We start from the raw sequence: 21,181 nt of genomic DNA, 5'->3' as shown, positions 1-21,181 counted from the left end.
CCGAGCCTCCCGCGCGCCAGGTGCGGTGGTCGGTACGGTGATTCCCGGTTGCCGCGCGGTCAGGGGCGGCGCAGGGCCTGGCGGAAGTTCAGCCGCGGGCCGGTGCGCAGGACGGCGCCCGTGTAGATGCGGCCGCTGAGCCACGTCAGCACCGCCGTCGACCCCAGCATCAGCAGGATGGCCACCACCACCTGCCACGTCGTGCTCACCGACAGGGCGATGCGGCCCGGCATCAGGATCGGCGCGAACGGCGGCAGCACCGACAGCACCGCCGTCGCCGTGGTGTTGGGGGCTCGGGTGAGGAGGCCGAAGCTCAGCACGAAGGCCAGGACGAGCACCGAGGTGATCGGCAGCAGGACCGACTGGGTCTCCTCCTGGCGCGACACCAGGGAGCCCGCCGCGGCGAAGACGGTGGCGTAGAACAGGTAGCCGAGCAGGTACCAGAGCAGACCCCACAGCAGCGTGCCCACCGCCGCCGACGGGATGGTCAGGACGCCCGTCACGACGGCCAGCACCGTCCCGGCGCCGCCGACCACCACCAGCTGCGCCAAACCGACCAGACCCAGGCCGAGGACCTTGCCCGCCAGCAGCTCCCACGGCCGCACGGTCGCCAGCAGGATCTCCACGACCCGGCTCGACTTCTCCTCCACGACGCCCTGGGCCACCATCGTCCCGTACAGCAGCAGCGACAGGTACAGCAGCGCGACGATCACCAGCGCCATCGCCAGCCGCTGGTCGTGGGTGGGGTCAGGGGCGCGCAGGGCGCGCACGTCGACCGTCGCGTCGGCCACCGTGGACAGGACCTCGTCCGGGTCCAGGTCCTCGACGGAGGCCAGTTGGGCGCGCAGCACCTCCCGCTGCACCAGCGTGTTCAGCGCCCGCCGCAGGTTCTCGTCGAGCGACTCGTCGACCACCACGTGCAGGGACGCGGGCGCGCCCGTCACCAGCGCGTCCAAGTCGCCGTCGACGATCGACGACTCGCCGGACGCCGGGTCGCGGACCGTGCTCACCTCGACGTCGAGCCCCCGGGACGCCGCCTCCTCCGCCAGCGCCCTGGCGATGCCGGTCGCCTGGCCGGACAGGCCCACCCGGGTGACCCGTTCGCCGCCGAACAGGGTGCTCTGCATCAGCACGAACCCGATGAGCACGGCGATCGACACCGCCGTGCCGATGAGGAACGACCGGGTGCGCAGCCGGGTCCGCAGCTCCCGCCGGGCCACCAGCCACACGGCCCGCACCGGGCTCACCCGCCCACCCCCTTCACGGTGTTCACGAGGTCGTCCCCACCACGTCCCGGTACAGCTCGGCCAGCGTCGGGTCCTGGTGGGTGAACCCGCGCACCGGCCCGGTCGCCAGCGCCGCGGCCAGCACCGGCTGGTCGTCCGCGCCGTCGGCCAGCCGCAGGCGCGTGCGCCCGCCGCGCACACCCAGCACGGTCACCCCGGGCAGCCCGTCCGCCCAGCCCGGCCGGGCCGCGGGCGCGTCGACCACCAGCGTGCTGCCCGACCCGGCGCGCAGCTCGGCCACCGTCCCGCAGGCCGCCAGCCGCCCGGCCCGGATGATCCCCACCCGGTCGCACAACCGCTCGACGAGGTCGAGCTGGTGGCTGGAGAACAGCACCGGCACGCCCGCCGCCGCCCGCTCCCGCAGCACCTCCGACAGGACGTCGACGGCCTGCGGGTCCAGCCCGGAGAACGGCTCGTCGAGCACCAGCAGCACCGGGTCGTGCACCAGCGCGGCGGCCAGCTGCACCCGCTGCTGGTTGCCCAGGCTAAGCCGCTGCACCTCGGTTTCCCGGTACCCGCGCAACCCCAACCGGGTGATCCACCGCTCGGCGTCGCGGTGCGCGTCGTTGGTGGTGAACCCGTGCAGCTCGGCGAGGTAGACGAGGTGGTCGAGCACCCTCATCCGCGGGTAGAGGCCGCGCTCCTCGGGCAGGTACCCGAACCGGCGCCGGGCCGCGCGGTCGACCGGCGCACCGGCCCAGCGCACCGCGCCCGCGTCCGGCTCGACCACGCCGAGCACGACCCGCATGGTGGTCGTCTTGCCCGCGCCGTTGCCGCCGACGAAGCCGAACAGCTCGCCGGGACCGACGGTGAAGCCGACCCCGTCGCAGGCCACGACGTCGCCGTAGCGCTTGGCGATCCCGTCGACCTCCAGTGCGGGGCGGGTCGTTTCCACACCCCCCAGTATCCCCGCTCCCCGGTCCGGCCTACCGGCTGGTCAGCTCGCCCGGTGCGACCGCAAACGAGTTGCGCGATTGCGGCCCGGCGCGGAACCGAACGCGCGATGCTCCGTCAAAGCTCGACGGATGATCCGGGTTGGTTCGCAGTTGGAGGGGCGCCAGATGAACCCTGAGCAGTGGCTCGCGCAGTACGACGAGACGCTGAAGAAGGCCGCGGCGAGTGCGCAGAAGGCGGACAAGGCGCTGCGGGAGGTGGGGGGATCGGCCACGTCGACCGACGGCGAGATCAGCGTGCACGTGAGCGCGGGTGGCGCCACCACCGGCTTGGTGCTGCGCTCCGGCGTCCGCGACTACGAGCCCGAGCAGCTGGCCAGGGCCATCCTGGCGGTGACCAGGGAGGCCCAGCGCGACGCCAGCGCCAAGGTGGTGGCGACCATGGAGGAGCTGGTCGGCGACTCGCCCGCGCTGGACGTGGTCAAGGCGCACCTGCCGCAGGGCTACGCGGGCGACGCCGAGGACGACACCGACGCGCCCCCGGCCAAACCCCGCGACCGGCCTTCCGACGACGAGTACTTCGACAACCCCCCCGAAGTCGTCCACTAGACACCCCAGAGGCGGATCTGATGGGTACTGGTTTCAACGTCAACGTGGCGGAGATGCGGGTCCACGCCCGCACCGTCGCGACCTGCTCCACGCAGGTGCAGTCGGCGACGGGGGCGACGCAGTCGGTCTCCGACGCCGCGTTCGGCATGATCGGGCAGTTCTTCGCGACCGCGATCCTGGCCGCCTGCGGTGACGTGCTGCAGGGCATCCAGAAGGTGGCCACCGCGTTCGACGACGTCCGCAAGGGCATCGAGGACGTGGCCCGCGAGTACGAGCAGATCGACCTCGGCAACGCCAACACCTTCGCCGGGAGGTCCGCGTGAGCGCGCCGACGACCACCACGGCAGGCACGACCCAGGTGACCGGCCAGCAGGCCGTCACCAGCCTGAACAACGACGTCCGCGGCGCCAAGGCGGCGATCGAGCGGGGCGACTGGCTCGACGCGGGCCTGCAGGTCACCAACGTGGCCATGGACGTCATCAACATCGCGGGCGACCCGCTGGGCGCGGCCGCCGGTGCCGGGTTCGGCTGGATCATCCAGCACATCAAGTTCCTGCGCGAGCCGTTCGACAAGCTGCTCGGCGACGCGAACTCGATCATCAGCAGCGCCCAGGGCTGGGTCAAGGCCGGTGACCAGCTGGTGCAGGCCGCGGACAAGTACCGCCAAGCCGTGAAGACCGAGACCTGCAACTGGCAGGGCGCCGCGGGCGATTCGTACCGCCGCGCCGCCGCCACCCAGGCCGAGGGCCTCGACGCGCTGGCCGAGGTCAGCAAGGGCGTCGGCGAGGCGATCAGCGGGGCGGGCAAGCTGCTCGCCGAGGTGCGCAAGACCGTTCTGGACTTCATCAACAAGTGCGTCCAGAAGGTCATCATGATCATCATCGAGGCGCTGGCCAAGTCCTGGCTGAGCTTCGGGGCCAGCATCGCCGAGGGCATCGCCAAGTCGGTGGCGCAGGCGGTGCAGACCGCGCAGAAGGTCCTGAGCAAGGTCCAGAAGTTCGTGTCCTCGCTGCAGAAGATCCTGCAGACGGTCCAGAAGATCGTCAAGCTGGCCCAGGCGGTCAAGCAGCTGCTGGAGACCATCGGCGGCAAGGCGAGCGGCGGTCGCGCGGCCAACACCCGCCAGGCACCCGCGGTGAACACCTCCGGCGTCGACACGGCGGCGAACACGCGCTACACCAACCCGAACCCGACCTCGGGCCCGACGTACACGTCGACGGCGCCGCCGAGCTACAACTACACCCCGTACCAGCCCCCGGGGACCGTGGGCGGCCAACCCACGTACAACCAGGGCGCGCTGCCGACGTACACGGGGTACCAGCCGCCGACGGGCGGCACGGGCCAGTACGTGCCGTCGTACCCGGGGCAGAGCGTCCCCGGCCAGGTCGGGCAGGTGGGCATCCCCGGCACCGGCCCCGGCGGCACCCCGCCGTGGGGCAGCAGCGGTCCACCCCCCACCCAGGGCGCCCCGGCGTCCCGTGTGGACCGGGCCCGCTGGATCGGCGCGGTCGTGGAAACCCTGATCAACCACGGTGTGGATCCCTCGAAGATCAACGCCGAGCAGATCGCCCAGATCGTCGACCGCACCTCCGGCGGCAACCCGCACGCGGTGACGCTGCCGGACCCGAACGGGGGTGGGGGGCTGCCGTCCAAGGGGATGGTGCAGATCACCGACCCGGTGTTCGACCAGCACAAGGTGCCGGGCTACGACAACATCTGGGAACCGGTGGACAACATGCTCGCGGGCGTTCGCTACTTCCTCACCCAGTGGGGAAGCCTCCTGGAAACACTGCGCGCGATCTCGGGAACCGGGCCCGCAGGTCCGATCACCATCCAGCAGCAGTAACTCCGGCTCGCGACAAGGCCCCCGCCGATTCCGGCGGGGGCCTTGTCGTTGAGGGGAGACAACACCCCTTGCAGCGAAGTTGTCACCTCCGCGACCTGGCAGCACCAAGCGGGCGGTACTGGGCCTCTGGCGAGTGGGTCTTCAGTCGTGGTGGAGCCTTCCCGCCAGGGACGCGTCCTAGAATGCCGTCTTGCCTGACCGGTAGTATTTGACTGATACCAGCACGCCCGTTGCGGAGACTGTTGCGCTGATCAACAAGATGGTGAGATGCAATCTTGAGATTGTTGAAATGTGCCAATAGGCGTGGGCGAGGAAGGCTGCGACTGCCAGCATGAGCGAAGCGAAGGTCGCCTTTGAGGTGAAGTCGTCAATCTGGTCGAATGGAGATTCGCAGCCCGGGACGCTCAGCTCGGAGGACGTGTTCCAGTGCATCGGGTGGGGAGGGACGAGCAGGTAGCCAATGCCGCTCTTGGCGAGGGTTGGCCATGGTTGAGTTCTGAACTGTGTGGGCCCTGGGGTGGGTTTGCCTTTGTGGAAGTGAGTGTGCGGATCCTGAGGGATAGTGCTCTTGGTGTGCTGGGTGGGCGGTGCTGGGGTCCTGACCTGCGTGGCCTGCGGATAGCCTGACCCGGTGGGTTTGCGGATGATCGATCTGTTCGCCGGTTGCGGCGGGATGACCTCGGGGTTCACCGCCGCCGGGTTCCGGCCGGTGCTGGCCGTCGAGTGGGACCTGCACGCGGCGGCGACGTACGCGGCGAACTTCGGGGCCGGTCACGTTCGCTGGGCCGACATCACCACCGTCACCGACGTGCCCGAGGCCGACGTCGTCATCGGCGGCCCGCCCTGCCAGGGGTTCTCCAACCTGGGGAGCCGCGACGTCGATGACCCGCGCAACCAGTTGTGGAAGCAGTACCTGCGGATCGTGCGGGAGGTGCGGCCCGCGGCCTTCGTGATCGAGAACGTGGACCGGTTCCTGTCGTCATCCGAGTTCGGCCTGCTCCAGGCCGAGGTGCGGCCCGGGGGCCTGCTGTCGGGCTACCACCTCACTTCAGGGCTGCTGCTCGCCGCCGATTTCGGGGTGCCGCAGCGGCGCAAGCGGGCGTTTGTCATCGGGTCTCGCGAAGGCGCTATCCCGCTGCCGACCCCGACGCACCCGAGTTGGCATGGCGTTCGGACCGTCCTGCATGGACTTCCCGAGAAGCCCGCTGCCACAGCGCTCCCGAAGTCCACTGTGGAGTACTTCGGGCAGACCGTGCCCGGTCGGTTCACCAGCGCGGACCTGCACCTCGGCCGCAACCCCACCGCGCTCTCGCTGGCCCGCTACCAGGTCGTGCCACCCGGCGGCGGGCGATTCGACCTGCCGGACCACCTCCTCCCGCGCTGCTGGCGCGAGAAGAAGACCGGTACCACCGACGTCATGGGGCGAATGCGCTGGGACGAGCCGTCGCTCACCATTCGGACCGAGTTCTACAAGCCCGAGAAAGGGCAGTACCTGCACCCGCAATGGGAACCGGGGCCTTCGGGGCATCGCGTTGACCGGCCCATCACCCACCTGGAAGCCGCCCGGCTGCAAACCTTCCCCGACGATTTCACCTGGTGCGGCTCGAAAATCGAGATCGCCAGGCAGATCGGCAACGCCGTGCCGCCGGTGCTCGCGGAGGCGATCGGCAGGCACGTCGCGGCGCATCTCGGGGGCACGAAAGCCGAAAGTGCCTGTCGGCTCTGCGTGTAGCGGCTATTCCGCGAGCAGTCCGTTCAAAGCCTTGACCACGAGCCGCTCCACCGCGGGCAGTGCCGCCGCGGCGTCGGCGTCGACCAGGCCGATCCGGGTCCGCCGGTGCAGCACGTCCTCCGCCGTCAACGCACCCTCCTGGCGGACGGCCCACACGACCTCCGCCGCCGTCACCGGGCTGCCCGGCGCGACCGGCTCGGCGAGTTCCGGGTCCAGCAGGCCCAGCGCGTGCACGGTAGGGGCTTCCGTCCCGTAGCGGGCCACCAAACGTCGTGGAGCGTCCACAGTTGACAGTGCGGAACGCGATGCCGCGCCTACCAAGGGAAGTTTGCCGGTCCGCGACGGGCCGCAGTTGAGCCCCGCCGTGTCGACGGCGGCGTCCACCGCGTCCGCGGCCATGCGGCGGTACGTGGTGAGTTTCCCGCCGACCAGGGTGATCACACCGTCCGGCGAGGTCGACACCGCGTGGTGGCGGGACAGGTCCGCGCTGCGCGAGTTCACCCCGGGCGCGTCCACCAGCGGACGCAGACCGGCGAAGGTACCCAGCACGTCCGCCCTGGTCAGCCGGGTTTCCAGCACCGAGGAGCCGACGTCGAGCAGGAAGTCCACATCGGACTCCGGGGCCACGGGTACGTCCGGCACGGGACCGTCCAGCGGTTCGTCGGTCAACCCGAGGTAGGCGCGGCCGTCGTCCTGCGGCAGCAGCAGCGCGAACCGGCCGAAGCTGCCGGGGATCGGGATGGTCAACGCGGTCGCGCCGCAGTCGACCGACCGCGCGTCCAGCACCAGGTGCGACCCCAACGACGGCCGCAGCCGAACCGACGGCACCAGCGTGCCCGCCCACACCCCGGTCGCGTTGACGACCGCGCGCGCCCGGATCTCCGACCGCGTCCCGGTCATCCCGTCCACGACCTCGGCACCCGTACCGGTCAGCCCCGTCACGCGGGCCTGGGTGACGATCCGCGCACCGAGCGAGGCCGCCGTGCGGGCGAGCGCGACGACGAGCCGTGCGTCGTCAACGAGTTGACCGTCGAAGGAAAGCAGGCCGCCGCGCAAACCGGTGCGGCGCAAGCCTGGGGCGAGGGCGAGCGCTTCCGGCGTGGACACCCGGCGCGGCCGGGGCAGCAGGGACGCGGGGGTGCGCGCGGCGCGGCGGAGGGTGTCGCCTGCCAGCAGACCCGTGTAGGTGAGCGAGGCGTCCCGGGTGGACACCGGCGGGTGCAGGGGGACCAGCTGCGGCAGCGTGCGGACCAGGTGCGGCGCCGTGGTGGCCATCAGCACCCCGCGCTCCACCGCGCTCTCGTGCGCGAGGGCGACGTCGCCCCTGGCCAGGTACCGCAGTCCGCCGTGGACCAGCTTGCTCGACCAGCGAGAGGTGCCGAACGCCAGGTCGCGCGCCTCCACCAGGGCCACGCGCAGGCCGCGGGCGGCGGCGTCGAGCGCCACCCCGGTGCCGGTGACACCACCGCCGACCACGAGCAGGTCGACGACGTCACCGCTGGTCAGCGCGTCGAGGTCGGTGGCGCGGCGCTCGGCGTTGAGCGCTGGTCGAGGTCGGGTCATCTGGGCTCCGGTCGCAGGCTCGCGTCGAGCAGGTGGGTGAGTTCGCCGAACAGGGCCTCGGTGTCGACGTCCGCGGTGGCGGGCCGGTGCGAGAGCACGAAGGACTGCGCGACCAGCAGCAGCGCCCTGGCCTGGGCCGCCGGGTCGGCCACCCGCACCGAGCCGTCGGCGTGGCCCGCGACGAGCTGGGCGTGCAGGAACTTCTCCGCGATGTGCTGGGTGCTGCCCAGCCGCTCCACCACGTAGGGCAGCACCAGCTCGCCGTCGCGTTCCAGGACCGTGCGCATGAGCGGATCGTCGGCGATGGCGCGCACTCCCGCCACCGCGCCGCCGACCAGCCTGGCCCGCGCGTGCGGACCGGCCGCCGCGGCGCCCGCGGTGGTCAGCTTGTGGCCGAACTCCCTGGTCATCAGGGCCGCGAGCAGGCTGCGCACGTCGGGGAACCTGCGGTACAGCGTCATCCGGCTCACCTGGGCGGTGCGGGCGACGTCGGTCAGCGTCGTGCGCCGCACCCCGTGGGTGAGGACGCACTCGCGGGCCGCGTCGAGGAGGACGTCGTCGTCCACCCGACCGGGCGAAGCGGTGTGACGTTTGAACGTCATATGTCACACTCTATTCGTGAACGTGCCTGCGGACCACCTCGACCACCGGGTCCGCGGCGGCTGGACCCCGGCCGGGGCCGCCGCCGCGCACCTGCCCGCGCACGCGAGCCGCTGGCTGAGCGCGAGAACCGGGCTGACGCCGACGCGCACGCCCGTCGCGCCCGACTCCGCCATGCGGGTGGCCGAGTCGGAGCTGCCCGCTGAGGTGCGGGCTGTCCTGAACGCCATTGTCGGGGCCGAACACGTGCTGGTCGAGCGCGTAGACCGGCTTGCACGTGCAGGTGGGCTGTCCTATGTGGACCTCATGCGTCGTCGTGGGGCCGGTGAGCTGCCGGTACCCGACGCGGTCGTGCTCCCCGCCGACGCGGTCGAGGTCGAGCGCGTGGTGGCTTTGTGTGCCGAACACAACGTCGGGATCGTCCCGTTCGGCGGCGGCACCTCGGTGGTCGGCGGGGTCGCGGCCCTGCGCGGCGACCGGGGCGCGGTCATCGCGCTGGACCTGAACCGGTTGCACCGCCTGCTGTCGGTGGACCCGGTTTCCCGCCTGGCGACGTTCGAGGCGGGCGTGGTCGCCCCCGAGGCCGAACGGCTGCTGGCGGCGCGCGGTTTCACCCTCGGCCACTTCCCCCAGTCCTACGAACGCGCGACCCTCGGCGGCTTCGCGGCGACCCGGTCGTCCGGCCAGGCCTCGGCGGGCTACGGCCGGTTCGAGGACATGGTCGAGTCGCTGCGGGTCGCGACACCGCGCGGCGACTGGCGGGTCGGCGTCGCCCCGGCGTCGGCCGCCGGGCCGGACCTGCGGCAACTGGTGCTGGGCAGCGAGGGCGCGTTCGGGGTGATCACCGAGGTCACCGTGCGCGTACGGCCGATACCCGCGTGGACCAGGTACGAGGGGTTCATCGTGGACGGGTTCGCGCAGGGCGCCGAGATCGTGCGCGCACTGGCGCAGAGCGGCACCCTCGGCGCGGTCACGCGGCTGTCGGACCCGCAGGAGACCGAGGTCGCGCTGGCGCTGTCCGGCGGTTGGAAGATGGCGGCGCTGCGGGCGTACCTGCGGGTGCGGGGGATCGCCGAGCCCGCGTTGTTGATCGTGGGATGGGAGGCCGGATCCCGCCGGGATTTGCGCGCGCGTCGACGGGAGAGCCTGCGGCACCTGGGCGGAACGGTCCGACTCGGCACGGCGGCTGGCGAGACCTGGCGCCACGGCCGGTTCGCCGGACCACGCCAGCGAGACGCGTTGCTGGACGCCGGGATGTGCGTGGAGACCTTGGAAACCGCGGCGTACTGGTCCCGACTCGGCGAACTGCGGGACACGGTGACCAGCGCGTTGCGGGACTCCCTGACGACGGCGGAGCGCCGACCGGTGGTCGCCTGCCACATCTCGCATTCCTACGAAACGGGCGCTTCGCTGTATTTCACGACGCTGGTGCCGCGGGCCGCGGACGATCCGATCGGCCAGTGGCAGCAGGCGAAGGAAGCCGCCTGCGCCGCTATCGCCGGACTCGGCACCATCACCCACCACCACGCAATTGGTGTAGACCACGCGCCGTACCTGGCGGCGGAGATCGGCGAATTGGGCGTCGGCGTACTGCGCGCGGTTCGCGCGAACCTCGACCCAAATGGCGTGCTCAACCCTGGGAAGCTCACCTAGGCTCCACCGGTGGGAACGTACGTGTCGATCAGGGGATGGCTTGAGTGCGACGACAAGCAACTCGTCGCCATCCAGGAGGTGATCTCGTCGCACGACGACGGCGACTTCTACTCGGGCGGCTGGGGCTTTCCCCGCAAACCGTTCAACTGGACCCGCTACGTCTTCTACGGCGGCGACATCCGGGAGTCGACTGTGGACTGGTTCCTCGGCCAACTCGGGGAAATCGCGCGCATCCCGGCGTCGGACGAGGACAACGACCTCGTCCGGGGGCTGTTCCACGCCCGGCACGAGGTGAACGGGACGAGTGAGTGGCAGGTCCGTGCCGGCCAGGTCTTCATCTCGCCCGCGGATGCCAGGTACGGCTACCTGGACGAGTAAGCGACCTGGAGCGAGCCGGTCAGCGGGACCGGACTGCCTCGTGGACGCGCAAAGCGGCGGCTGCTGGGTCCTCGTGTTCCCAGACCCGCACCGCCAGCCACCCCGCGTCGTCGAGGCGGGTGTCGGTGTCCTGGTCGCGGCGCCGGTTGGTTTCGATCTTGGTTCGCCAGAAGTCGGCGTTGCGCTTGGGCCAGGTGGCGTGGTCGGGGCAGCCGTGCCAGAAGCAGCCGTCGACGAAGACGGCGACCTTGGCGCGGGTGAAGACCACGTCGGCCTCCCGGCGGACCCCGGTGACCGGGCGCCGGTGCACGCGGTAGCGCAGGCCCAGGGCGTGCAGGGCTCGGCGCAGGGCGATCTCGGTGCCGGTGTCGCGGGCCCGCTGCCTGCTCATCCGCTTGCTGGTCGCTTCGGTCGTCTCCACGCCGCTCCACTACCGGATTAAGTTCCGTACCCCTACGGATGCCGACCCTGATTGTTCCCCACCGGGCGTCACCCGAAAGTGGCGATCAGCGAACCGCCGCCACCCTGCCCGTGCGGCGAGCGTTCGGTAGATCCGGAAAGGAACCATCGTGAAGAGAACACCACGGTCCTGGGGCCTGCTGGCCCTGGCCGCGGCCACGGTGCTGGTCCCACTCGGTGCCACCATCGCGTCGGCGGCCGAGGCGGCACCACCGGCCAACGCCCCAGCGAACTACGAGGGCTCCACCGTCCCCGCCCGCTCCGGGGACGCCTCGCCGATGTTCGCCAACGGTGAGGACGCCACCGTGAGCGAGTTCCCGGGCATCGTCGCGGGTATCCGCGCCGGTGGGCCCCGGCCCGAGGGACAGACCTGCACCGGCACCGTCGTGGCGCCGCGCAAGATCCTGATCGCGGCGCACTGCGCGGACGCGGCCGGTGAGAAGAAGTTCGTCTACGGCCTCGACGACCTCAAGGACTACCAGGGCGGCAGCGGGTCCGGCCTGGCCGTCGGGGTCGTCAGCTACAAGAAGCACCCGAAGTACGTCAACTTCGACCAGGGCTACGACGTGGCCGTGGTGACCGTGGACCGCGACATCCCGCTCAAGGGCGGCGCGGCCTACCCGCAGTTCGCCACCTCGGCGGACGCGGGCGGCGCGGCCCCCGGCAAGAGCGGCCAGGGCTTCGGGTACGGCAAGAAGGACTTCGACGACAACTCCTTCGACGCCACCCTCGACAAGGCCACCCTGCCGATCGTCAACGGCGACTCGCTGTGCCAGGGCGTCGGCGCCGGGTTCAAGTCCGCGTACATGATCTGCGCGGGCTACAACGACGGGCGGGTCACGATCCTGCCCGGCGACAGCGGCGGCCCGCTCGTGGTCGGCGGCAAGGTCTACGGCGTCGCGTCGTGGAGCCGGTCGGACTTCAAGTGGTACTCGATCTACGGTCGCCTCGACAACGAGATGGGCGACTGGGTCAAGCAGGAGGTCGGCACCGTCACCGAGCCGCCCACCGGCGACCTCGGCGTCCGCGTCGACCCGGGTAGCGGCAGCGTCGCGGCGGGCAAGTACCTGTCCACGACCGTCGCCACCACCGGCAGCGGCGAGAACGCGACCCTCTCGGCGTCCGGCCTGCCCAGCGGGGTGAAGGCTGTGTTCCAGCCCACCTCGGTGGCCACCGGCTCGTCCGCGAAGCTCACCTTCGACGCGGCGGCCGACGCGGCCAACGGCACCTACGAGGTGACCGTGACCGCGACCACGTCCGGCGGCCAGACCGCCACCGGCAAGTTCTCCCTCACGGTCACCGGCGGCGGCAACCCCGAGCCCGGCGACCTCACCCTCGCGGCCTCGCCCAGCAGCGTGAAGGCCGCCAAGGGCAAGTACGTCTCCACCACCATCAACAGCACCGGCGGTGGCCGCGGTCAGAACCTGACCCTGTCCGCCGCGGGCCTGCCGACCGGGGTGAAGGCGGTCTTCCAGCCGACCACCATCGCCGCGGGCTCCTCGGCCAAGCTCACCCTCGACGTCTCCGCCACGGCGGCGGCAGGCACGTCCACCATCACCGTGACCGGCACCGACACCGGCGGCAAGACCGCGACGACCACCGTCTCGCTGACCGTCGAAGGTACCCAGGAGCCGCCGACCGGTGACGTGACCGTGACAGTCACACCCGCGTCAGGCAGCGGTTTTGCGGGTAGCCTGGTCCAGACCACTGTGCGTGCCAGTGGCGGCACGGGCACCCTCCGCCTGACCGCCACCGGCGCGCCCGCGGGCACCCAGGTGACGTTCAACCCGGCCACCATCGCCCAAGGCGGTGCCAGCAACGTCTGGTTCTTCACCGGCTTCGGCACCCCCGCGGGCACCTACCCGATCACCATCACGGCCACCTCGGCGGACGGCAAGACGGGCAAGACCACCTTCACCCTGACCGTCACCCGCCTCGGCGGTTTCTGAACCCGGTAGGGCTTTGACCGGCCCCACCAACCGGCGGCGGGCTCCTCTCGGGAGCCTGCCGCCGGGCGTTTGCGTTTGGAGGAGCAGTGCACCACCCGATCCCGCTGGACACCTTCCCGACCGCCCTGACCGGCGCCATCGAGGACCGCGGTATGAGCCTCGACCAGCTACAACGGAAGCTCGCCGCGCACGGCGTGCGGGTGAGCCTGTCCACGCTGAGCTACTGGCGCCGGGGCCGGACCCGCCCCGAGCGCCCGGAGTCGCTGCGCGCGGTCGAGGTGATCGAGGAGGTCCTCGCCCTCCCGCGCGGCTGCCTGACCGGACTGCTGGGACCCCGCAAGCCGCGGGGCCGCTGGGTGTCGCGGGGCGGCGTCGTCCGCCCGCACGAGACGCTGTGGGACGACACCTCGGGGCTGCCGTCGGTGCTGGCCGAGCTGGGGGAGCCGGGGGCGGGGGAGCTGACGTACCTGAGCGTGCACGACCGGCACTTCGTCGACGTCGGGGGCCGGGACGTGCGGACGGTGGTCCGGGTCCTGGTGCGGTCCGAAGTGGACTCGCTGGGGTCGATGGTGGTGCTGCACCGCGCGGACCCGGGGGACCACGCGCTGCCGGTGCTGCTGGCCCCGGTGGGCTGCGCGCTGGGCCGGGTGCGGTCGGTGCCGTCGAGCCGGTTCACGGCGGCGGAGGTGCTGTTCGACCGGCGGCTGTCGGCCGGGCAGACGGCGGTGTTCGAGTACGAGGTGCGGTGGTTCGGCGACGCGCGGGCGGACCGGTACTCGCGGGCGTGCCGCCGGGGCGTGCGGGACTACCTGGTGGAGGTCAACTTCCACCCCGCGCTGCTGCCCACGTCGAGCTACGCCTTCACCCAGGACGCGGCGGACGAGCCGGAGGTCCGGCTGGCCAACCTGGAGGTGGGCACCTTCGGCGGCATCCACGCCGTCATCACCGACACCGAGTCCCCGATCGTCGGCGTCCGGTGGACCTGGCCGGCCTAGCGCTCAGGCGGCCAGCCAGCGTTCGGTGACGCAGAGTTCCTGGTACGTCCAGCGCCCTTCGCGCGTGCCCCGGGTCAGCACGGCCTTCACCTCGGGCAGGTGCTCGTCCGACGGGATGTCGAGGGCCAGCGTGCCCTCGCCTGCCTCACCGCCGATCCCCCACGGCTTGAACTCCGCCCACACGGCCGTCGTGTCGCCGTCAGCCGGGTGGACGGTGATGGTGTTGCGCCCCGAGCTGGACACCGGCGCGATGGCCCACACCACCCCGTCCTGGTCCGCCCCGATCCGCACGACGTCGTCGTAGGCGACCCCCGGCACGTGGAACGGCACGTTCTTGATCTGGACCGTGTCCTCGTCCACCGGCGCCGCCCACAGGCCCTCCGACTCCGCCCACTCCAGCCCCTCGGGCGGTGCGATGCGGAACCAGATCTTGATGAGTGGTTCGGGGTTCGTCACCCGTTCATCATGCCGCAACGGCGGAAGGCCCGGGGCGGTGTGCGCGCGCCCCGGGCCTTCCTGCCTACCCTCAAACAGTCAGCGTCCAGCTGTCGATGGTGCCCGTGTCGTAGGTGAACACGTCCGTCACCTGGAGCTTCCAGGTCCCGGCTCGGTTCTCCGCCGACGCGTCGACCGTGTAGGTCTCGTGCAGGCCCGCGGCCGAGCTGGTGCCGGTGTTGGCCTTCTTCAGGCTGTACGACTTCCCGGACGGCCCGACCAACGCCACCGACAGGTCGCCGGTGTACGTGTGGTTGATGTCCACCTTGACCTTGGTTGAGGTAGACGCCTTACCCGTGCACGCCGAGCCGACCGCCACCGAGGATGAGACCGCCGCGCCACCGTCCGGAATGGACACGTCGTCACCGTTGGTCGCGGGGTCGCAACCACCCGGCTCCGGTCCGGGGCCGCCCGTGATGAAACCGCTGTACAGCAGCTTGTTCGGGGAGCCGGAGCCCGGGTTGGTGACCTTGCCGGAGGTCGCGTTGTTCACCAGCGCGTCCCGCAGCGCCTGCGGGCTGGTGGACGGGTTCGCCGACAGGTACAGCGCCGCCACGCCCGTGACGTGCGGGGTGGCCATCGAGGTGCCCGACATGCCCGCGGTGCCGCCGTTCAGCGACAGCGAAGTGATGTTGTCGCCCGGGGCGAAGATGTCCGTGCACGTGCCGTAGTTCGAGAACGACGCCCGCGCGTCGTTCTGGCTGGTCGCGTTCACCGTGATCAGCGCCGAGTACTTGGCCGGGCCGGTCGAGCAGGCGTCGGTCGAGCTGTTGCCCGAGGCCACCGCCATCTGGATGCCCGCGCCGAGCATGCCTGCCAGGGCGTCGTTGCCGATCTCGGCCGTGTCGAACGTCCAGCTCGCGTTGACCACCGCGGGCTTCACCGCGTTGGCCGTGACCCACTCGATCGCCTTGACACCGGCGGAGTCCGGGCCGTTCATGCCGCAGCTGGTGCCGAGCATGCGGACCGAGACCAGCTTGACCTTCTTGGCGACGCCGTACGTCTTCGACCCGACCGTGCCCGCCACGTGCGTGCCGTGACCGGAGCAGTCGATGCCGTTCTGGCCGTCCTCGATGAAGTCCGCGCCGACCGACGCGCGGCCCTCGAACTCCGCCAGGGACGTCTTCACGCCCGTGTCGGTGATGTAGACCGTCACGTTCGACGCGCCACCGCTGGGATAGGTGTACTTGCGGTCCAGCGGCAGGTTCTGCTGGTCGACGCGGTCGATGCCCCACGTCGCGTTGTCCTGCGTGTCCGCGGTGTGGGCCGTGCCGTCCTGGTAGACCTTCTTGACCGACGGGTCCGCGGCGAGCTGCCGGGCCTTGGCCTCGGACAGGCCGGTGACCTGGAAGCCCTGCATCGACTTGGTGAACACGAAGTCCAGGTCGCCGCCGTAGCGCCGCACGAGCGAACTCGACGCCGCCTGGATGCTCGCGGCCGACGCGGCCGCGGTGGGCTTGAGGGACACGACGAAGCTGCCGCCGGGCACGGGTTGCCTGGCGTGCACGAAGTCGGCTTCCGCGGCCTGGGCCGAGCCCGTGGTCGCGATGACGGCGGTGGCCAGGGACGCCACGCCCACCACCGCCAGTGCCCGCCCGCGCAGGCGAGATTTCGGTTGCATGAGGGGAGATTCCTTCCGGAAGTGGACCGGCCCGGACACGCGCGTGCCCGGGCCGGGAGGAGTGATCCCTAGACGGCCAGCGTCCAGGCGTCGATGGTGCCGGTGTCGTAGCTCCACACGTCGGTCACCTGGAGCTTCCAGGTGCCGTTGCGGTTCTCCGCCGAGGCGTCGACGGTGAAGGTCTCGTGCACGCCCGCCGAGGTCGACGCGCCACGGGCCTTCTTCAGGGGGTAGACCGCGCCGGACGGGCCGACGAGGTCGATCGCCAGGTCGCCGGTGTAGGTGTGGTTGATGTCCACCTTCACCTTGGTGGCGTTGGACGCCTTGCCGGTGCAGCCGCTCACGGAGACCGAAGAGGACACCGCCGCACCCGCGTCCGGAATGGACACGTCGTCGCCGTTGCTCGCCGGGTTGCAGTCACCCGGCTCCGGGTCGCCACCGCCGATGAAGCTGACGTTGAGCAGCTTGTTCGGCGAACCCTTGAGGTCGGTGACCTTCCCCGAGGTGGCGTTGTTCACCAGCGCGTCGCGCACCTGCCGCGGCGTGGCCGACGGGTTCGCCGACAGGTACAGCGCGGCGCCGCCCGTGACGTGCGGGGTGGCCATCGACGTGCCGTTCATCGCCGTGGTGCCACCGCCGTTCTTCGTGGACGTGATGTTCGAGCCGGGGCCGAAGATGTCCACGCAACTGCCGTAGTTGGACTCCTGGCTGCCCGCCGTCCACACGGAACGCCGGTCGCCGCTGTCGCTGGCCGCGACGGTGATCGCCTCGGGCGTGCGGGCCGGGCTGGTCTGGCAGGCATCACCCGCGTTGTTGCCCGCCGCCAGCACGAACGTCACACCGGCCGCGATGGCCTTCTGCACCGCGTTGTCGACCGACGTGTCCGCGCCGCCACCGAGGCTGAGGTTCGCCACGGCGGGCTTGGCCGCGTTCTTGGCGACCCAGTCGATACCCGCGATGATCTGCGAGTACTGGCCGGTGCCCTGGCAGTTGAGCACGCGCACCGCGACCAGGTCGACCTTCTTGGCCACGCCGTAGGTCTTGGAGCCGACCGTGCCCGCGACGTGCGTGCCGTGGCCCTGGCAGTCGGAGGCGTCGCCGTCGTTGTCGATGAAGTCGTAGCCGTCCTTGGCCCGGCCCTCGAACTCGGTGTGCTGCTTGTAGATGCCGGTGTCCACGATGTACGCGGTCACGTTGGACGCGGTGTTGGCGTAGGTGTACTTCGAGTCCAGCGGCAGGCTCGTCTGGTCGATCCGGTCCAGGCCCCAGGTGGGGTTGCTCTGGGTGTCGGAGGCGTACGCGTAGCCGTCCTGCTGCACGTAGGCGACCGCCGGGTCGGCCGCCATCGCCCTGGCGCCCGCCTCGTCGAGCCGCACGGCGAACCCGCGCAGTGACGAGGTGTAGGTGTTGCGCACCTGCCCGCCGTGCTTGCGGGCCAGGTCGAGCGCCTTGCCGTTGGTGACCGGCGCGGAGCTGCGGTCGTCCTTGAACACCACGATGTAGCTGCCCGCGACGGGCTGCGCGGCGCTCAGCACGGTCCCGGTCGCCTGGTCCTGCTGGGCCACCGCCGTGCCCGCCACGGCCGCGATGGCGGCCACGGCGGTCACCCCGACGGCGATCCCGCGGGTCTTGCGATCAAGTCGCATCTGGGATTCTCCATTTCCGCTCCTCCGGGTGACTGGGCATCCCCCGGGGGTGTGGCTGCCGGGCAGGGTTGATCACTGACAGCCACTTGCGGATCACCATCGGGCGGAGCGCGCGCCCGAACAATCCGGGTATCGGTAGGTAGGGATACCCGTCTTTCACTGAAGATCAACTTCTCGGCTGGTGGTCGCCAGAGGTTCCGGTGCCCGGTTCCGCCGCCTAGGCTGTGCCCATTTCTCCCGCCACCCGCCCCCTCTTCCCCACCCGGCATCGTTCCCGACCTGGCAGCGGACCCCGCTCACGTGTTCCGAGCGTGGACACACGATCCGGTGCACGACGTAGACTCCTCGGCCCATCGGAGGCCGAGCCGATCATGAGGGCGCGGGAGGGTGCGAATGACCCGGACAGCGAGACCGAACGCGGTGCGGACCGCCGGGGCCTCCCTGGTGCGGACCAGCTCCCCGGTGCTCGTCGGACGGGTGGACCAGTTGGGGGCGCTGCGGACCGCGGTGCCCGCGCAGCCCGCGGTGGTCATGGTCGAGGGCGAGTCCGGGGCGGGCAAGAGCCGCCTGGTGCGCGAGCTGCTCGACACCGACCTCGGACCGATGGCCGTCCTCATCGGCCACTGCCACCCCGTCGGCGAGCCGTTCCCGTACGGCGCGGTGCTGGAGGCGCTGCGCGGCGCCGAGTCGCGGCTGGCGCGGGTGCGCGGCGGGCTCAGCGCGGTCGCCGGGGTGCTCGCGCCGCTGCTGCCGGAGATCGCCGAGCACCTGCCCCCGCCGCCGCCCCCGATCGGGGACCCGCGCACCGAGCGCCACCGCGTGTTCCGGGCGCTGCGCGAGGTGCTGGGGTCGCTCGGGCCGGTGCTGCTGGTCGTCGAGGACCTGCACTGGGCCGACGACGGCTCGCGGCAGGTGCTGCGGTTCCTGATGACCGACCCACCCGCGAACCTGTCGATCGTGGTGACCTACCGGCGCGAGGACGTGCCGGGCGGCATCCCGCTGGGCGCGGCGTTCCGGCCGCCCGGCGGGATCACCAGCGTCCTGGTCGAGCTGGGTCCGCTGACCGTCGACGAGGTGCGCGCGCTCACCGCGGCGATCCTGGACGAGGACTCGGTGTCCGCCGAGTTCGCGGCGAAGCTGCACGAGCGGACCGCGGGCATCCCGTTCGTCGTCGAGGAGACCCTGCGGGCGCTGCGCAACCCGGCGGGCGCCGTGCACGCCGACGGGGCCACCGCCCGGCGGCTGCTGGACGCGGTCGAGGTGCCGGTGCTGCTGCGCGACGCGATGGCCGAGCGGCTGGCGGCGCTGCCGGTCACCGCGACCCGGCTGGCGCAGGCGGCGGCGGTGTTGGGCGTCCCCGCGCCCGCCGAGCTGCTCGGCGAGGTCGCGGCGATCGGCGAGCAGCGGATCCGGGCGGCGCTGACGCACGCGCTCACCGGGCACGTGCTGCACGAGGTCGACCCGGGCCGCTACGGCTTCCGGCACGCGCTGGCCCGTCAGGCGGTCTACGACACCCTCGGCGGGCCCGACCGGCAGCAGCTGCACACCCGCGCGATCGAGGCGCTGGACCAGGTCGAGCCGCGGCCGCTCGTGCAGCTGGCCGAGCACAGCGAACGCGCGGGCCGCACGGCCGCCTGGCTGCGCTACGGCGAGGCGGCGGCCGACCGCGCGACCGAGGTGGGCGACGCGGGCACGGCCACCGCGATGCTGCGCCGGTTGCTGCTGGCGCCGTCGCTGCCCGCCGTCGACGTGGACCGCCTGGCGATCAAGCTGGGCCAGGTCGCGCACCTGGGGCTGGACCAGCGCGACCCGACGGAGACCCTGGAGCGGCTGCTGGGGGACCGCAGGCTGTCGACGTCCGTGCGCGGGGAGGTGCGGTTGTACCGGGGGCTGCTGCTGATCCGGCAGGCGGGCGGGGTCGAGCAGGCGCGCGGGGAGCTGGAGACGGCGGTCGCGGACCTGGCGCGGCGGCCGGAGCTGGCGGCCAAGGGCGCGGCGGTGCTGGGGCAGCCGTTCATGGGGATGACGCCGCTGGCGGAGTTCTGGCCGTGGCTGGAGCGCACGTCGAGGTATCGCGAGACCACTGTGGACAGTGAGGTCCGGCTTTCGCTGCTGGCCAACGAGTTGGGCTCGCGACTGCACACCGGCGATCCGTCGGTCATGGCGAACCCGGACTGGCTGGCGGAACCCGTGTACACACCGGGGCAGCGGCGGCAGCTGGCTCGTGCGCGGTGCAACCTGGCGGACGCCTGCACGTCGACCGGCCACTTCCGGTTCGCGGGCGAGATGCTGCGCGACGGGTTGCGGGCGGCCTCGGAGTGCGGGGCGCCGTTCGTGGTGAGCACCGCGCGGGCGACCGGTGTCCGGCTGGACTGGCTGACCGGCGAGTGGGACGGCTTGGCCGAGCGCGCCCACCGGCTGCTCGACGAGTACCAGGACCTGTTCCCCGTGGCCAGCGAGCTGTGCCTGGTCCTGGGCAGCCTCGCCACGGCCCGCGGCGAGTGGGCGGAGGCGACGAGCTACCTGACGGAGACGGGCGCGTTCAACCCGGAGGAGTCGATCGCCCCGGTCGCCATCGCGGGCTGCGCGGCACTGGCGTGGACCACGCTCTCGCAGGACGACGTCCCCCGGGCCTGCGCCGACGCCGACCGGGGCGCCGCCATCATCCGCGCCAAGGGCGTGTGGGCCTGGTCGGCGGAGATCGGCCCGGCCGCCGTCGCCACCTACCTGGCGGCGGGCCGGACCAAGGACGCGGAGCGATTCGTCGCGGAGATCGCGGAGGGCGTCGAGGGACGCGACCTCCCCATGGCGGTGGCCGCCCTGGCCCACTGCCGGGGCCGCTTGGCCGAGGCCCGGGGCGACCTCCCGTCGGCGGTGGTCCACTACCGCGAGGCGACCGACCGCTACGCCGCCCTCCCGGCCCCGTACTACGCGGCGACCACGGCCGAACGCGAGTCGATGTGCCTGTTGCCAACGGAAACCGACAAGGCCGCCGAGATCCTCTCGACCCTCGTGGACACCTTCGACACCCTCGGCGCCACCCGAGACGCCGCCCGCTGCCGCCACACCCTCAGAGGAGTCGGCGGCACGAAGCCCTCGCGGCGCGGTCGACGGGGGTACGGCAACGAACTTTCCCCACGGGAACAGGAAGTGGCCCGCCTCCTCGCGGCGGGCCACACCAACCGAGAAATCGCCGACGTCCTCTTCCTATCCCCACGCACCGTAGAACAACACGCCGCCCGAGTCTTGCGAAAACTCGGCGTCTCGTCCCGAGCCGAACTCCAGCCGGAGTCACTCGGTTAGCGGTGGTCTTCGCCCCGCGACGAACCGGGTCCGCCTGCGTCACGAGGTGCGTTCGGCCATTCCGGTTAACGTTGATTTCCGGGTTGCCGAATAGCCGAATGCATTCAGGCGCGGTGGGGAGGACCGTACGGGGTGGACGGTCCTCCCCACCGG

At 71.6% G+C, this 21,181-nt stretch carries 17 protein-coding genes; 9 read left to right on the top strand and 8 right to left on the bottom strand.

Annotated features, from left to right (window positions below):
• Window positions 1-59: 59 nt before the first annotated feature.
• Both CLV40_RS05205 and CLV40_RS05200 read right to left on the bottom strand, forming a co-directional pair.
• Window positions 60-1,247: an ABC transporter permease gene (locus CLV40_RS05205; protein ID WP_104477453.1), complete on the bottom strand. Its 1,188-nt coding sequence runs from the start codon at window positions 1,245-1,247 to the stop codon at window positions 60-62.
• A 22-nt stretch (window positions 1,248-1,269) separates the two neighbouring features.
• Complete coding sequence (locus CLV40_RS05200) at window positions 1,270-2,181, bottom strand: ABC transporter ATP-binding protein (protein ID WP_245931088.1); 912 nt, start codon at window positions 2,179-2,181, stop codon at window positions 1,270-1,272.
• Window positions 2,182-2,347: 166 nt separating this feature from the next.
• Between CLV40_RS05200 and CLV40_RS05195 the strand changes: the two genes are divergently transcribed.
• From CLV40_RS05195 to CLV40_RS05180, 4 genes are all read left to right on the top strand, one after another.
• A complete protein-coding gene (locus tag CLV40_RS05195) occupies window positions 2,348-2,788 on the top strand; it encodes a YbaB/EbfC family nucleoid-associated protein (protein WP_104477451.1) in 441 nt (146 codons plus the stop codon).
• Between the two features lie 20 nt (window positions 2,789-2,808).
• The gene (locus CLV40_RS05190) at window positions 2,809-3,111 is read left to right on the top strand and encodes a type VII secretion target (protein ID WP_104477449.1); all 303 of its coding nucleotides are present in this window, start codon (window positions 2,809-2,811) and stop codon (window positions 3,109-3,111) included.
• Window positions 3,108-4,634 carry a hypothetical protein gene (locus CLV40_RS05185; protein ID WP_104477447.1) on the top strand — a complete coding sequence of 509 codons (1,527 nt, stop codon included), beginning with the start codon at window positions 3,108-3,110 and terminating at the stop codon, window positions 4,632-4,634. The genes CLV40_RS05190 and CLV40_RS05185 overlap by 4 nt, the downstream gene beginning before the upstream one ends.
• 643 nt (window positions 4,635-5,277) lie before the next feature.
• Window positions 5,278-6,366 (top strand): DNA cytosine methyltransferase, encoded by a 1,089-nt coding sequence (locus CLV40_RS05180; RefSeq protein WP_104477445.1) that lies wholly within the window; start codon window positions 5,278-5,280, stop codon window positions 6,364-6,366.
• A gap of 3 nt (window positions 6,367-6,369) precedes the next feature.
• Here the strand turns inward: CLV40_RS05180 and CLV40_RS05175 are convergent, their stop codons facing one another.
• Both CLV40_RS05175 and CLV40_RS05170 read right to left on the bottom strand, forming a co-directional pair.
• Entirely contained in the window at window positions 6,370-7,929 is a 1,560-nt protein-coding gene (locus tag CLV40_RS05175) for a glycerol-3-phosphate dehydrogenase/oxidase (RefSeq protein ID WP_104477443.1), read from the bottom strand.
• Window positions 7,926-8,531: a TetR/AcrR family transcriptional regulator gene (locus CLV40_RS05170; RefSeq protein ID WP_104477441.1), complete on the bottom strand. Its 606-nt coding sequence runs from the start codon at window positions 8,529-8,531 to the stop codon at window positions 7,926-7,928. The genes CLV40_RS05175 and CLV40_RS05170 overlap by 4 nt, the downstream gene beginning before the upstream one ends.
• Window positions 8,532-8,547: 16 nt before the next feature.
• Here CLV40_RS05170 and CLV40_RS05165 point away from each other — a divergent pair, with 16 nt between their 5' ends.
• Window positions 8,548-10,182, top strand: a complete 1,635-nt coding sequence (locus CLV40_RS05165) for an FAD-binding oxidoreductase (protein WP_245931087.1) — start codon at window positions 8,548-8,550, stop codon at window positions 10,180-10,182.
• A gap of 9 nt (window positions 10,183-10,191) precedes the next feature.
• Window positions 10,192-10,560 (top strand): hypothetical protein, encoded by a 369-nt coding sequence (locus CLV40_RS05160; RefSeq protein ID WP_104477439.1) that lies wholly within the window; start codon window positions 10,192-10,194, stop codon window positions 10,558-10,560.
• 19 nt (window positions 10,561-10,579) lie between these two features.
• On the opposite strand, the gene CLV40_RS05155 is transcribed toward CLV40_RS05160, so the two are convergent.
• Window positions 10,580-10,981 carry a very short patch repair endonuclease gene (locus CLV40_RS05155; RefSeq protein WP_104477437.1) on the bottom strand — a complete coding sequence of 134 codons (402 nt, stop codon included), beginning with the start codon at window positions 10,979-10,981 and terminating at the stop codon, window positions 10,580-10,582.
• A 148-nt stretch (window positions 10,982-11,129) separates the two neighbouring features.
• On the opposite strand from CLV40_RS05155, the gene CLV40_RS05150 reads away from it, so the two are divergent.
• Both CLV40_RS05150 and CLV40_RS05145 read left to right on the top strand, forming a co-directional pair.
• A complete protein-coding gene (locus tag CLV40_RS05150; RefSeq protein WP_245931085.1) occupies window positions 11,130-12,968 on the top strand; it encodes a trypsin-like serine protease in 1,839 nt (612 codons plus the stop codon).
• An 86-nt stretch (window positions 12,969-13,054) separates the two neighbouring features.
• Window positions 13,055-13,963, top strand: a complete 909-nt coding sequence (locus tag CLV40_RS05145; RefSeq protein WP_104477435.1) for a hypothetical protein — start codon at window positions 13,055-13,057, stop codon at window positions 13,961-13,963.
• 3 nt (window positions 13,964-13,966) lie between these two features.
• Here CLV40_RS05145 and CLV40_RS05140 read toward each other — a convergent pair whose 3' ends face one another.
• The 3 genes from CLV40_RS05140 to CLV40_RS05130 all read right to left on the bottom strand — a co-directional run bounded on the left by CLV40_RS05140 (window position 13,967) and on the right by CLV40_RS05130 (window position 17,725).
• Window positions 13,967-14,419 (bottom strand): DUF4265 domain-containing protein, encoded by a 453-nt coding sequence (locus tag CLV40_RS05140; RefSeq protein WP_181043337.1) that lies wholly within the window; start codon window positions 14,417-14,419, stop codon window positions 13,967-13,969.
• Between the two features lie 70 nt (window positions 14,420-14,489).
• Window positions 14,490-16,079, bottom strand: a complete 1,590-nt coding sequence (locus tag CLV40_RS05135; protein ID WP_104477431.1) for a S8 family serine peptidase — start codon at window positions 16,077-16,079, stop codon at window positions 14,490-14,492.
• A gap of 68 nt (window positions 16,080-16,147) precedes the next feature.
• Window positions 16,148-17,725: a S8 family peptidase gene (locus CLV40_RS05130; protein WP_104477429.1), complete on the bottom strand. Its 1,578-nt coding sequence runs from the start codon at window positions 17,723-17,725 to the stop codon at window positions 16,148-16,150.
• A 393-nt stretch (window positions 17,726-18,118) separates the two neighbouring features.
• Between CLV40_RS05130 and CLV40_RS05125 the strand changes: the two genes are divergently transcribed.
• Complete coding sequence (locus CLV40_RS05125; protein WP_104477427.1) at window positions 18,119-21,028, top strand: ATP-binding protein; 2,910 nt, start codon at window positions 18,119-18,121, stop codon at window positions 21,026-21,028.
• The last annotated feature ends 153 nt before the right edge of the window (window positions 21,029-21,181 follow it).

The sequence above is a fragment of the Actinokineospora auranticolor genome, assembly GCF_002934265.1.
GTDB lineage: Bacteria > Actinomycetota > Actinomycetes > Mycobacteriales > Pseudonocardiaceae > Actinokineospora > Actinokineospora auranticolor.
Note: the sequence above shows the minus strand (reverse complement) of the source record. Positions and strands in the feature narration are given on the sequence as shown.